The 12,956-nt window shown below is 71.1% G+C and carries 12 protein-coding genes; 9 read left to right on the top strand and 3 right to left on the bottom strand.

The features are described 5' to 3' along the window. Nucleotides 1-16 precede the first annotated feature (16 nt). Nucleotides 17-1,090, bottom strand: coding sequence for a right-handed parallel beta-helix repeat-containing protein (locus AB0N27_RS25425; protein ID WP_364374673.1), 1,074 nt, complete (start codon nucleotides 1,088-1,090; stop codon nucleotides 17-19). 307 nt (nucleotides 1,091-1,397) lie between these two features. Here AB0N27_RS25425 and AB0N27_RS25420 point away from each other — a divergent pair, with 307 nt between their 5' ends. From AB0N27_RS25420 to AB0N27_RS25410, 3 genes are read left to right on the top strand one after another with little or no spacing between them, the layout of a single operon-like run. Beyond that, nucleotides 1,398-2,426, top strand: a complete 1,029-nt coding sequence (locus AB0N27_RS25420) for a 1-phosphofructokinase family hexose kinase (RefSeq protein WP_364374670.1) — start codon at nucleotides 1,398-1,400, stop codon at nucleotides 2,424-2,426. Next, complete coding sequence (locus AB0N27_RS25415) at nucleotides 2,402-3,298, top strand: SIS domain-containing protein (protein WP_364374667.1); 897 nt, start codon at nucleotides 2,402-2,404, stop codon at nucleotides 3,296-3,298. Before AB0N27_RS25420 ends, AB0N27_RS25415 begins: the two co-directional genes overlap by 25 nt. 9 nt (nucleotides 3,299-3,307) lie before the next feature. Then, a complete protein-coding gene (locus tag AB0N27_RS25410) occupies nucleotides 3,308-4,150 on the top strand; it encodes a ketose-bisphosphate aldolase (RefSeq protein WP_364374664.1) in 843 nt (280 codons plus the stop codon). A 30-nt stretch (nucleotides 4,151-4,180) separates the two neighbouring features. On the opposite strand, the gene AB0N27_RS25405 is transcribed toward AB0N27_RS25410, so the two are convergent. Both AB0N27_RS25405 and AB0N27_RS25400 read right to left on the bottom strand, forming a co-directional pair. Next, the gene (locus AB0N27_RS25405) at nucleotides 4,181-5,371 is read right to left on the bottom strand and encodes an ROK family transcriptional regulator (RefSeq protein ID WP_364374661.1); all 1,191 of its coding nucleotides are present in this window, start codon (nucleotides 5,369-5,371) and stop codon (nucleotides 4,181-4,183) included. A gap of 108 nt (nucleotides 5,372-5,479) precedes the next feature. Further along, the gene (locus AB0N27_RS25400) at nucleotides 5,480-7,912 is read right to left on the bottom strand and encodes a family 20 glycosylhydrolase (protein ID WP_364374658.1); all 2,433 of its coding nucleotides are present in this window, start codon (nucleotides 7,910-7,912) and stop codon (nucleotides 5,480-5,482) included. A gap of 275 nt (nucleotides 7,913-8,187) precedes the next feature. On the opposite strand from AB0N27_RS25400, the gene AB0N27_RS25395 reads away from it, so the two are divergent. The 6 genes from AB0N27_RS25395 to AB0N27_RS25370 are packed head-to-tail and all read left to right on the top strand — an operon-like array spanning nucleotide 8,188 to nucleotide 12,943. Then, nucleotides 8,188-9,003 carry an ABC transporter permease gene (locus tag AB0N27_RS25395; RefSeq protein WP_364374655.1) on the top strand — a complete coding sequence of 272 codons (816 nt, stop codon included), beginning with the start codon at nucleotides 8,188-8,190 and terminating at the stop codon, nucleotides 9,001-9,003. After that, entirely contained in the window at nucleotides 9,000-9,782 is a 783-nt protein-coding gene (locus AB0N27_RS25390) for an ABC transporter ATP-binding protein (RefSeq protein ID WP_364374652.1), read from the top strand. The genes AB0N27_RS25395 and AB0N27_RS25390 overlap by 4 nt, the downstream gene beginning before the upstream one ends. Then, nucleotides 9,779-10,780, top strand: coding sequence for an aliphatic sulfonate ABC transporter substrate-binding protein (locus AB0N27_RS25385; RefSeq protein WP_364374650.1), 1,002 nt, complete (start codon nucleotides 9,779-9,781; stop codon nucleotides 10,778-10,780). The genes AB0N27_RS25390 and AB0N27_RS25385 overlap by 4 nt, the downstream gene beginning before the upstream one ends. A 28-nt stretch (nucleotides 10,781-10,808) precedes the next feature. After that, complete coding sequence (locus AB0N27_RS25380) at nucleotides 10,809-12,221, top strand: sulfatase (RefSeq protein WP_364374648.1); 1,413 nt, start codon at nucleotides 10,809-10,811, stop codon at nucleotides 12,219-12,221. A gap of 53 nt (nucleotides 12,222-12,274) precedes the next feature. Beyond that, nucleotides 12,275-12,586, top strand: coding sequence for a DUF202 domain-containing protein (locus AB0N27_RS25375; protein ID WP_364374646.1), 312 nt, complete (start codon nucleotides 12,275-12,277; stop codon nucleotides 12,584-12,586). A gap of 33 nt (nucleotides 12,587-12,619) precedes the next feature. After that, complete coding sequence (locus tag AB0N27_RS25370) at nucleotides 12,620-12,943, top strand: DUF202 domain-containing protein (protein WP_364374643.1); 324 nt, start codon at nucleotides 12,620-12,622, stop codon at nucleotides 12,941-12,943. Nucleotides 12,944-12,956 lie beyond the last annotated feature (13 nt).

The following is a 12,956-nucleotide window of genomic DNA, read 5'->3' as shown; positions in this document are numbered from 1 at the left end:
GTGTACCCCCGATCGTTCAGAGCGGTAGGAGATCCTTGACGTTGCCCTGCAACAGGGGCGCGGTGCCGCTGTTGGACTGCGTGCCGACCAGGTGCACCGGGACGCTGCCGGCGCAGGTGACGGCGAGGTTGGAGAGCGTGCACCCGGAGAGCAGCCACCGGCTGCCCTGCAGGTTCGTGGCGCGGACGTCGCTGTACCAGAGGGTGTTGCCGGTGAAGGTCGGCGGCAGGACGCCGTCGACGACCACACCGGGGCCCGGGTCGCGGACCGTCGCGCCGATCGGGAACGACAGCGCGGTGCTCCACCGCACGGGGACGCCGCCGTTGGAGTGGTTGACGGTGTTGCCGGTCAGGCTGCCGTGCCCCCAGTTGTCACTGGCGAGCGCGCCGTACGGGCTGGTCTGGGCGAACGAGTAGTACGCGCCGTAGCAGCCGACGATGACGTTGTCGTTGACTGTCCAGTTCCCTGACGAGTTCCAGATCGCGAGTCGGCACGAGGTGAAGCTGTTCGCTGTCAACTGCGAGTACTCACTGCGGTCGGCGAGCGAGACACCGAAGTAGCAGCGGTGAAAGGCGTTGCCGCTGACCTTGAGCCGGTAGCCGAAGTAGTCGTCGGCCGTCGAGCCCGTGATCGCCAGGCCGGCGCCGCGCCAGTTCGTGAAGTCGCAGTCCTGGATGCGGACGCCTGTGCTGCGGCTGATCCGGACGGCGACGTGCGCGAACTGTGGTGAGGTGCCGACCGGGTTGGCCTGGCGTCCGAGGAAGTGGACGCCGCTGATGGTGACGCCGGTGCGGCCCACGATGGACAGCGCGCCGGTCTGGTCGGTGGCGACGGTGACCGTCGCGCCGTTTCCGACGATGAGGCAACGGTCGGGCAGGGCGACGGGGGCGGTGAGGGTGTAGGTGGCGCCGGGGGTGAGCTGTACCTGAGGCGTACGGGCGAGGACGGCGTTCCAGTCGTCGGAGACGCCGAGTACCGGCAGGGACGTCGCGGTGACCGCGGCGTCGGCGCGCCCGGGAGGTACGACGGCGGCGAGGGCACCGGCGGCACCCGCCAGGGCGAACGAGCGGCGGGGGAGTCGTGTGGTCATGGGATCCTTCGGACCGAGGGTTGTCCTACGTCAGATGTCGGACGAACTTATGAGCCTTATCGACGCACGTCAAGGGATCGATGCAGCCTCGCTGCCCGTGCAACATGGTGCAAGTTTCTGCGGCACCGGACCGCCGCCCGGATGCCCTTGATCGGGTGTCGATGACCGTACGTGAAGGCGGAGGACCGACCTTGACGCCGCCGGGGGCAGCTCCTAAGGTTTGCAACATCTTGATTGATTCCGCCGCCTGGATGTCACGAAAGATCATCCGTGCTCGTGTGGCTGGCATCTTCCGGGAGGGGCGGACATGAGACGAGACCTGGACGGCGATCCGCCGGAGTCCCGGGTCCGGGCCGACCTGATCGTCTCGGTGGCGCTCAATCCGGCCCTGGACGTCACCTACACCGTCCCCGACCTGGTACCGGACACCTCCCACCGGGTGACAGGCGTGGTGTCCCGCGCCGGCGGCAAGGGCCTGAACGTCGCCCGGGTGCTGCGGCAGCTGGGCGCCGAGACGATGGTCCTCGGCCTGACCGGCGGTGCCGCCGGCGACCAGATCGAGGCCGAACTGGCAGCCGCCGGCATACCGGCGTGGTTCACCCGCCTCGACGCGGAGACCCGCCGCACCGTCACCGTCCTCGGACGGGACACGGCGACAGTCCTCAACGAACCAGGCCCGCAGGTCACCGCCGACCAGTGGGAGTCGTTCCGAGACGGGTTCGCGCAGCGGGTCCGCGCGGCCCGGGTGGTGGTGCTGTCCGGCAGCCGGCCACCGGGCGTCCCCGAGACGGCGTACGCCGACCTCGTCACCATCGCACGGGCCGGTGGGGCCGAGACCATCGTGGACACCGAAGGCCCAGCGCTCCGCCACGCGCTGCGGGCGGCACCGACGCTTGGCAAACCAAACGCGCACGAGGCGGCGGATCTGCTCGGCCGCCCGGTACGCACCCGCGAGGACGCCGTGGAGGTGGCGCACCAGCTGGTCCGGCTCGGTGCCGACGCCGGTGTCGTGTCCCGTGGCGCGGACGGGTTCGTCGCGGTGACCGGCGGAGCCGCCTACAGCGCCCGCGCGCCCGAACGGGTCGCCGGCAACCCGACAGGTGCCGGCGACGCCCTCGCGGCCGTGCTCGCGTACGGGCTGCTCACCCGCGCGCCGTGGCCTGACGTCCTGGCCCGGGGGGCGGCCGTCTCGGCGGCCGCCGTCGCCTGTCCGTGGGCGGGCGGGTACGACGACGGCGTGGCTTCCCGGCTGCTGCCCGGAACCACAGTGCAAGAGCTCACCGAGTACCGCACCGACAGAGAGCAGGAACCGTGTCGCACGTCGCCTCCGAGATAACCTCCCAGCCCGAGACGTGGCGTCGCGCCATGGAGCTGGCCGCCCGGCCGGGCGTGGCCCGGGCCCTGCCCCAGCCGGGCGAACGGGTTGCCGTCGTCGGCTGCGGAACGTCGTACTTCATGGCGCAGAGCTTCGCCGCGCTGCGGGAGTCGGCCGGCCAGGGCGAGACCGACGCCTTCGCCGCCTCCGAGTTCCCCGCCGGCCGACGGTACGACCGGGTGGTAGCAATCACCCGTTCCGGCACCACCACCGAGGTGCTCCGACTCCTTGAGCAGTTGCCACCCGGCAGCCGCTCGACGGTGCTCACCACCGACGCCGACCGGCCGGTGACCCGGCTCGTGAGCGACTGCGTGGTTCTCGACTTCGCCGACGAGCAGTCGGTGGTGCAGACCCGCTTCGCCACGACCGCCCTCGCCCTCTGGCGTGCCGGTCTGGGCGAGGACCTGACCCGGGCCATCGACCAGGCGCGGACCCACCTGGCCACGCCACTGGACCCGGCCGTTGTCGCTCGGGACCAGTTCACCTTCCTCGGCACCGGCTGGACTGTGGGCGTGGCGCACGAGGCGGCCCTGAAGCTGCGTGAGGCGGCGCAGATGTGGGCCGAGTCGTACCCGGCGATGGAGTTCCGGCACGGTCCGATAAGCGTCGTGGACAGCCGGTCGGTGGTCTGGATCTTCGGGCCCGTGGTGCCGGGCCTGCACGACGACCTGGCCGCCACCGGCGCGATCGTGGTGCACGAGGAGATCGACGCCATGGCGCACCTCACGACCGCGCAGCGCCTCGCCGTCGAACTCGCCGTGCGTCGCGGTCTGCACCCGGACCAGCCCCGGCTGCTCACCCGGTCCGTCGTCCTGACCGCGCCTGTCGCCTGAGGCCGGTCGATGACCCTCGTGCCGACCGCCGACCTGGTAGCGGCCGCCCAGGCCGCCGGTACCGGCGTGCTCGCGTTCAACGTGATCACGATCGAGTACGCCCAGGCGATCGCCGCCGCGGCGGAACGTGCCGGCCGGCCAGCGATCCTGCAGATCAGTCAGAACGCCGCCCGCTACCACTCCGGTGTGTCGGCAATCGCGGCGGCGACGGCCGAGGTCGCCTGGCAGTCCAGCGCCACCCTCTCGCTGCACCTGGACCACGTGGACGACGTGACCCTGCTGGAGCAGGCACCCGACGCCGGCTTCAGTTCGGTGATGGTCGACGCGTCCGCGCTGGCGTACGCCGCGAACGTGGCGACCACCCGCAAGGCGACCGACTGGGCGCACGAGCACCGGCTGTGGGTGGAGGCGGAACTCGGCTACGTCGGCGGTAAACCGGATGCCCCGGCGAGCGCCCACACCGCAGGTGTCCGCACCGACCCGTCCGAGGCCGCCCGGTACGTCGCCGAGACCGGCGTCGACGCCCTGGCCGTCGCCGTGGGCAGCTCCCACGCGATGGCCGACCGGACCGCCTCGCTGGATCTCGACCTGGTGGCCGCGATCCGCGACGCCGTACCCGTGCCCCTGGTCCTGCACGGCTCCTCGGGGGTGCCGCTGGAGCAGATCCGCGCCGCCGTCGCCCACGGCATGGTGAAGATCAACGTCGGTACGGCCCTCAACGTGGCGTTCACCGACGCGGTCCGGGACGCCCTGCCGCGGTCCCGCGATCCGCGCCGGTACCTGGCAGCGGGACGCGACGCGGTGACCGGGACGGTCGAGCACCTGCTCACGCTCCTGCCGGCGGTGCCGTAGCCGGGAACCGCGCCGGCGGGCGTGCTGGGCCTATGCCGTCGGCAGGGCCGGCAGAGGCTCGGCCGTGTTGAGCCGCAGGGCTGCCGCGACGGCACCCAGTGCCCCGCCCTCGTCGCCGAACTGGGCGGTCACCACGTCCAGGCGGCGCGGGTGTCGGGGGATCGCCAGCTGACGGATCGCTGCCCGGACCGGGTCGAGCACCACGTCGCCGGCATGGGCGACGGTGCCGCCGATGGCCACCTTGCCCGGGTCCAACTGCACCACCATGCCGGACAGGACCCGGCCGAGCAGCCGCGCGGCGTGCCGCATCACGTCCACGACTGCCGGCTCGCCGGCTTGTGCCCGCGCCACCAGATCGGACGGGTCGGCGACTGTCACACCACGGCCGGCGCACTGCTCGATGAGCGCCGAGGGGCGGATCAGCAACTCCAGGCAGCCGCGGCCGCCGCACGGGCAGGGGTCGCCGTCGGGATCGACGCTGACGTGGCCGATCTCCCCGGCGGCGCCGTTCGCGCCGCGGGCGAGCCGACCGTCGACGATGAGCCCGCCGCCCACACCGTCGCTCCACCGGACGTAGATGGCGTCCCGTACGTCACGGGTCGCGCCCCAGGTGCCTTCCGCGAGGGCGGCCAGCCGGGAGTTGTTGTCGGTGACGACGGCGACCCCGTACCGGTCCCGGATCCGCGCGCTCACCTGCTTCGCGGCCACCGACGGGCTGCCGCCGTCGGCAGGTCGACCCCGACCGGCCACCAGGCCGGGCAGGCCGAGGCCGATCGCCTCCAGCGCCCGCAGGTCGATGTCGTGTTCCTGCACGAGGTCGTCGATCAGCTTGATCGCCGCGTTGGCGCGTCGGGCCGGCCCCGCCGTCAGCGCGACGGCGCGGCTGCCCCGGGCCAGGATGTCGTGGCCCAGGGTGGCGACGACGACGGTGATCGTCGCCCGGCCGAGGTCGATGCCGACGATGCGGCCGGCGGACGGGTTGAGGCTGACGGTCGTGGACGGCCGACCCCGGCCCCGGTGCCCGGACAGCGCCGGCTCGCGCTCGACGACCACACCGCGGGCGATGAGGTCGCCGATGATGTCGAACAGCGTGGTGCGCGACAGCCCGGTCAGCCGGATGAGTTCGGCCCGGCTGAGCGGGCCGGCGCTGCGGAGCTGGGCCAGCAGGGCCTCGGTGTGCGCCAGCCGCACGCGTTGCATGGCATCCGGGCGTTCGATCACGGCACCATCATGACCGATACCTGCTTTCACCAGTCGTTCCCGCAGCGTACGGGCCGGTAACCACCAACCGGCGCCGCCACCGGCCGGGGTGGCGGCGACGGCCGGTGATCAGGCGGCCCGGACGGTGACTGTCAGTGCCGCCTGGACCGGGGCCAGTCCGGCCGCGCGCACCGACAGCGTTCCGGTGTACGTTCCCGCCGTACCGAACGCGCGGCGGGACACTACCGTGAATGCGCTGTTGATCTGCATCGCCGGGATGCTCGGCTCGCGCGTGGCGGTAGGCGTCAGCGCCTCCACCCGTCCGTCACTCCAGGTGACCGTGGCGGCCAGGTCGGTGGAACGCAGCCCCGGGGCGGTGACCGTCCAGGTGGCTCCGGCAGGTGCGCCGACGGGCACGGTGCCCGATCGACCGATCGCCTGCTGGCGCCACGGCACGTCGGCGGTGGGGAAGAAGTTGACACCCTCGACTGTCAACCGGCCCCCGGCCACGGACAGGCGGGTGATGAAGTCGGCGTAATCGCGCTGCGCCTGCGGCGTCCATCCCACCTCGGCGGTGGCGATGAGGCGCGGGAGACTGTAGTACTGCGCCTGGCCGACCCGGCGGATGAACTCGCCCCAGAGGGCCGACTCGACCCCGAGCACGCTGGTCTCGGCGATGTTCGGGATGAAGGTGCCCGGGTCCCAGTTGTAGTGCCGGTCCAGTCCGCACGGCCCACCGCAGGCCCAGGTGCCGCCGAGCGGCTGGCGGGAGTCCTGCTTCTGCGGCACGTACGTGTGGGCGGCGGGGGAGAGGACGACTGTGGCACCACGACCGGTCACCGCGTTGGCCACTGCGGTCCGGTCGCCGTTCCAGTACTGCACGACCGCCTTGTTGGCCGGCAGCGTCGTGCCCGCGTACTCGTTCCAGCCGACCACCGTCTTGCCGAGCGAGGCGACAGTCGCGGTGAAGGCGTCGACCATCGTGGTGTAGTTCGCGTGGCTGGTGACGTGCGCCTCGTCGCCACCGATGTGCAGGTAGGGCCCCGGGGTCATGGCGGCGATCTGGGTCAGGACCCGCGTGACGAACTCGTACGTCGTGGGGCTGGCGGAGTCGAACGTCGAGTAGCCGACGTTGCCGGTGCCGTTGGCAGGTGCGGTCTGCTGGCCGGGAGCCGGCTTGGGCTGGGCGCCCGCCGTGTTCAGCTGGGGGATCGCGTGCAGCGCCGCGTTGGTGTGGCCCGGCATGTCGATCTCCGGTACGACCGTCATGCCGTTCAGGCCCGCGTAGCGCACGATCTCGGCGTAGTCGGCCCTGGTGTAGAAGCCTGTGACACCCAGCTCGGTGCCCATCAACTGGCCGCTGTCGTTGTACGTCATGGCGGTGCGTCCGCTGACCGAGGTGAGCAGGCCGTAGTCGATGCCCGACGGATTGCTCGCCGGGTTGTCGATGGCGATCCGCCAGCCCTGGTCGTCGGTCAGGTGCAGGTGCAGACGGTTGATCTTGTATTGGGCCGCGCTGTCGATGTACGCCTTGATCTCGTTCATCGGGTAGAAGCTGCGGGCGACGTCGAGCATCATCCCGCGGTGCGCGAAGCGGGGGTAATCGGAGATCGTCACGGCCGGCACGGTCCAGGTGGCGCCGACGACGGTGTCGGACTCCACCCACTGCGGCAGGAGTTGACGCAGCGTCTGCACCCCGTTGAGCGCGCCGTTCGCCGTATCGGCGCTGATCTGGACCTTCGCGGTGGTCACGCTGAGCCGGTACCCCTCGGCGGCGTGCCCGACGGGACCCTTGCCGGCGCCGACCTCGACGACGATGGGCGCGGGCGCGCTGCTCTGGCTGACCACCGGCAGGGCGTACCCGGTGGCCGGGCGCAGGAGGCCGGCGAGGTAGGTCGCCGGTGCGGTCGCCTGCTGCCCGACCGCGACGATTGGCGTGTTCCGGTTCACGGTGTACGGCGTGCCGCCGTTCTCCGACAGTGACACGGGCTTGGGCAGCAGACCCAGTGACGGAGCCGGGGCCGGCGCGGTGTCGTTCCAGATCTCGAACTCGGAGATCGAGTATCCGTAACCCGCCCACCGCTTGTGCCCCCGCATCCGCACGTGGGACACCGGCTGCGACGAGTTCACCGCTATGACGTCCGTCCGGGGGCAGGTGTCGCGCTGAAGGCGGGCGACGTCGGTCCAGGTGGTGCCGTCCGCCGAGGTCTGCAGCGTGAAGTCACGGGCGCACGCGTTGGGCCAGGTGAGCGCGACGTGGTCGACAGTGGCGGGGGATGCCAGGCGTACCTGCACCCAGTTGTCGTCCTGGTATGTCGACGACCACCTGGTGCCGCGGTCGCCGTCGTTGACGTGCGCGGCGACGAAGTCGGCGCGGTCGAGTTCGACGCTCGACGCGGTGGCGGTGCCGGTCCGGGCCAGGTTCACGGGAGTGGCCGCGGCAACGGCCGGCGTGCCGGACGGGACCGCTGCGGCGAGCGTCGCGGCGAGGATCACGGCGAGGTGCGCCGCGAGCAGCCGGCGTCTCGGTCGGGTGGCAGGGCGGGAGCGCGGAATCGACATGGGACTCCTTCGTCCGTCGTCCGGGTCGCCGGGCGACTGGGTGGCTCGGTACGCCGAAGTCTCGTCATCACCTTCAATTTAGTCAATGGCCCACACATTAATCGTCGTGATGCGGGGAGGCGGTGGGCTCGGGTCGGCGGTGCCGCCGACCCTGGGTCTTTTTAGTCCGAAGGGTTGACAGGATTAGCCGCGTCACCAAGGATTCGCTTACCTTGAGCGCCGCCTACCGGAAAGAGGGGGCGCCACACGTCCGACCTGGGCTACGGAGGGCCACCGTGCCGACAGACGTTCAACAGCCCCGGACCCGCGGGCCGGGCACCACCCGGGCGGCGTCGCCGCCCCGCCGCGCAGTGCCACTGCCGGTCTGGAACGTGATCGCCGTGGTGCTCGGCCTCGCCATCTGGACCGTGCTCGCCCGGGCCGGCGTCTCGGGCCTTCCCGGGCCACGGGCCGTAGCCGTCCGCGCCGGCGAGCTGGCGATGGACGGCACCCTGCTCGACGACAGCCTCGCCAGCCTGCGCCGGGTGTTCATCGGCTTCGCGCTCGGCAGCGCCCTCGCGGTGCCGGTCGGCTTCCTCATGGGCTGGTACGGGACGGCCCGCGGCCTGATCGAGCCCTACGTGCAGTTCTTCCGCACGATCCCGCCCCTGGCCGTCATCCCGCTGGCCATCCTGCTCATGGGCATCGGGGAGACCCCGAAGATCTTCGTCATCTTCCTCGCCGCGTTCCTGTCCTGCGTCGTGTCGACGTTCCAGGGCGTGGTGAGCGTCGACACCACCCTGATCAACGCTGCCCGGGTGCTCGGGGCCAACGACGCGGTGGTGTTCCGCCGGGTGGTCGTCCCCGCCTCCACGCCGTTCATCCTGGTCGGCATGCGCGTCGGCCTCGGCGCGGCGTGGGCCACCCTGGTGGCCGCCGAGCTGATCGCCGCCCAGGAGGGCCTCGGCTACCGCATGCAGCAGGCACAGATCTACTACGACCTGCCGAGCATCTTCGTCGGCCTGATCACCATCGGCGTGCTCGGCCTGATCATGGACCGGCTGCTGCTCGCCGCGGAGAAGCGCCTCACCGGATGGCAGGAACGCCGATGACCGAGAAAATCTCCTTCCGCTCCACCACCCGGACGTTCGAGGTGGGCGGCAAACCCTTCCACGCCCTGCGGAACGTCGATCTGGACATCGCCGACCGCGAGTTCGTCACAGTGGTCGGCCCGTCCGGTTGCGGCAAGTCGACACTGCTGAACATCGCGGCCGGCCTGGTCGAACCCACCGACGGTGAGGTGCTCGTCGACTCGCGACCGGTACGCGGGCCCGGCCCGGAACGCGGCGTCATCTTTCAGCAGTACGCGCTGTTCCCCTGGCTGACCGTGCGCCAGAACGTCGAGTTCGGCCTCCAGATCGCCAAGGTCGGGCGGGCCGAACGGCGACGTAAGGCGCAGCACTTCATCGACCTGGTGGGCCTCACCGATTTCGCGGACGCGCTGCCCCGAATGCTGTCCGGCGGAATGCGGCAGCGGTGCGCCATCGCCCGCGCGTACGCCGTCGACCCAGGCGTCCTGCTCATGGACGAACCCTTCGGCGCCCTGGACGCCCTCACCCGTGTGCAGATGCAGGACCAGTTGCTGGCCACCTGGGGCTCCGAGCGACGCACCGTCATGTTCATCACCCACGACGTCGACGAGGCCGTCTACCTCGCCAACCGGGTAGTCGTCATGGCCGCCCGACCGGGCCGTGTGCACGAGGTCATCGACGTCGACCTGCCGTACCCGCGCACCGAGGCCGTACGCCTCTCACCAGAGTTCTCCCGGATCCGCAATCGCGTCTGGCGCGCCGTCTACCACCAGACCCCTCAGGAAGGTGCATCACTATGAGCCCTCTCTCCCGTCGCGCCGTGCTGGCCGGTCTCGCCGGCCTCGGTACCGCCGCGGCCCTCGCCGCCTGCGGCGACGACGACGATTCCGGATCCGGCGGATCCGGCGGCGATCCGGTGAAGCTCGGCTACATCGCCGACTTCACGGGCGCGAGCCTCATGGCGATCGCCGACGACAAGAAGCTGTGGGCCCAACACGGCCTCAAGCCGGACCTGAAGGTCTTCACCAACGGGCCCCTTCAGGTGCAGGCCCTCGGCGCGGGCGACCTCGACTTCGGCTACCTGGGCCCGGGCGCCCTGTGGCTGCCGGCCTCCGGCAAGGCCCGGGTTGTCGCCATCAACTCGCTCGGCTTCGCCGACCGCGTCATCGCCCAGCCGGGCATCACCTCCATTGCCGCGCTCAAGGGCAAGAAGGTGGGCGTGCCCGAGGGCACCTCCGGCGACATGATCGTGCGGCTGGCCCTGAAGCGCGCCGGGCTCTCCATCGACGACGTCCAGAAGGTGGCGATGGACCCGAGCACTGTCGTCACCGCGTTCGGCTCGGGCCAGATCGACGCCGCCGGTATCTGGTACCCGCTCATCGGCACCATCAAGAAGCGGGTGCCGAACCTGACCGAGCTGGCCAAGAACGACGACTTCTACCCGGCCGTCAGCTTCCCGTCCGCCTATGTCGGGCGCAACGACGTGGTGACCGGCAAGCCGGAACTGGTGAAGAAGGTGCTCGCGGTGCTGCGTGCCGCCAACGACGAGCGGGCGGCAAACGTGGACCGGGCGGTCGAGGTCACCGCGAAGTTCCTCAAGTCGGCTCCGGTGGACCAGCTGCGCGCCGAGGCGACCAACGCCCGGTTCCTGCCGTCGGCCGAACTCGCCGCCAAGTCGACCGACGGCACCGTCGCGGGCTGGCTCACCGGCCTCAACGGACTCTTCAAGGACCTGGGCAAGCTGCCGGACGTGGTCGACCCGAGCACCTACTACGACGCCACCGCGTACGCGTCCTGAGCACGGTCGCGTGAGAAAGGACCAACAGGTGCGGCCCAACATCGTCTTCATCATGGCCGACGACCACGCCGCGCACGCGGTGGGCGCCTACGGAAGCAAGATCAACGAGACGCCGCACATCGACCGCATCGCGGCCGGAGGCGCCCTGCTGGAGAACTGCTTCTGCACCAACTCGCTGTGCGCGCCCAGCCGCGCGACAATCCTCACCGGCACCTACAACCACGTCAACGGCGTGCAGACGCTGTCGACCGAGTTCGACAACCGGCAGCTGGTCTTCCCGGAACTGCTGCGCCGCGCCGGCTACCAGACGGCCCTGGTCGGCAAGTGGCATCTCGGGCACGGTCCGGAGCACGACCCCCGCGGGTTCGACTACTGGGAGGTCGTGCCCGGCCAGGGCCGCTACCGCGACCCGGTGTTCATCGGCATGGACGGCACCGAGCAGGTCCGTCCCGGCTACTGCACGAACATCATCACCGACCTGGCCGTCGACTGGCTCGACAAGCGCGACCCGCAGCGGCCCTTCTGCCTGCTGGTGCACCACAAGGCGCCACACCGCAACTGGGAACCCGACGAGAAGCACCGCGACATGTACGTCGAGGACGTGGCCGTACCGGGGTCGTTCGACGACGACCACTCCGGGCACGCCGCCGCCGCCCGAGCCGCCCGGATGCGGGTGGACCGGGACCTGACGGCCAACGACATCAAGGAGATGCTGCCGCCGCACCTGGACCCCGACGAGGCAGCGCTCTGGACCTACCAGCGCTACATCAAGGACTACCTGCGGTGCGTCGCCAGCGTCGACGACAACGTCGGCCGCCTGCTCGACTACCTTGACGAGCACGGCCTGACCGATGACACCATCGTCGTCTACACGTCCGATCAGGGCTTCTTCCTCGGCGACCACGGCTGGTACGACAAGAGGTTCATGTACGAGGAGTCGCTGCGGATGCCGTTCCTGATCCGCTACCCGGCGGAGATCCCGGCCGGCTCCACCACCGGGGCGCTCGCCATGAACGTCGACTTCGCCCAGACGTTCCTCGACTACGCCGGAGTGCCCGCCGACAGCCGCATGCAGGGACGCTCCCTGCGACCACTCCTGCGCGGAGAGGACGTCGACGGCTGGCGGCAGTCGGTGTACTACCGCTACTGGGAACACGACGACGACGAGCACCACGTGTGGGCCCACTACGGCGTACGCACCCACGACCACAAGCTCGTCTACTACTACGCGGACGGTCTCGGCCTGCCCGGCACCTCCGCCACGGCGCAGGAGCCGGAGTGGGAGCTGTTCGACCTGCGGGCCGACCCGTGGGAGATGCGCAGCGTCTACGACGACCCGGCGTACGCGCAGGTCCGGGCGGCGCTCACCGAGGAACTGGCCCGGGTCCAGCGGGAGTGTGGTGACGTCCCGTGGCAGCCGTCGGCACCGGTCACCGGGTGACGGAGGAGCCGACGGGACGATCCGACCGTCGCTGGCCATGCCGCGTCTACGGGGTGGGCACCGAGCCGGACCCACGGTTCTCCCTCGCCAACGAGCGCACCTTCCTCGCGTGGCTGCGGACCGCGCTGGGTCTCATGGTGGCCGCGGCGGCGGTGAAGGCCTTCGGCACGGAAGGCTCGCAGTGGGCGGCGGCCGTGCTGGCGGTGCTCGCCGTCGGGGTGGCCGTCGAGGCGTTCCCCCGGTGGAGCCGCAACGAACGGGCACTGCGGCTCCAGCTGCCGTTGCCGTCCACCCCCGTCGCGGTCGTGTCGGCGGCGGGGGTGGTCGTGGCCGGCCTGACCATCCTCGTCGTGGTGCTGGTCTGATGTGTGGTGCTGATCTGGCGTCGTGGTGCTGAGGTGACGGAGCCACCGCGCCTCGACGACCGGGGGGCGCAGGCCGAACGCACCCTGCTCGCGTGGCTGCGCACGGCGCTGGCGACGGCCACCGTGCTGCTGGCCGTCGGCCGGGAGCTGGTGCCCCGTCATCCGATCGCCGCGGGGATCGTGCTGGCCTGCGCACCGTTCGCCGTCGTGGTGGCTGTGCTGGCTCGACGCCGGTATCGCACCGTACGGCTGCCCACGCACCTGGGCCACCCGGAGGGTGCCGCCCTGCTGGCCGTCGGCAACGTGCTGGTGGTGGCGGGGGGCGTGGCGGTCCTCGCCCATGTCCTCGCCAGGTGAGGTGGGATGCGGC

Source organism: Micromonospora sp. NPDC093244 (assembly GCF_040683695.1).
GTDB lineage: Bacteria > Actinomycetota > Actinomycetes > Mycobacteriales > Micromonosporaceae > Micromonospora.
The sequence above is the reverse complement of the archived record's forward strand: the minus strand, read 5'-3'. Positions and strand labels throughout refer to the sequence as shown.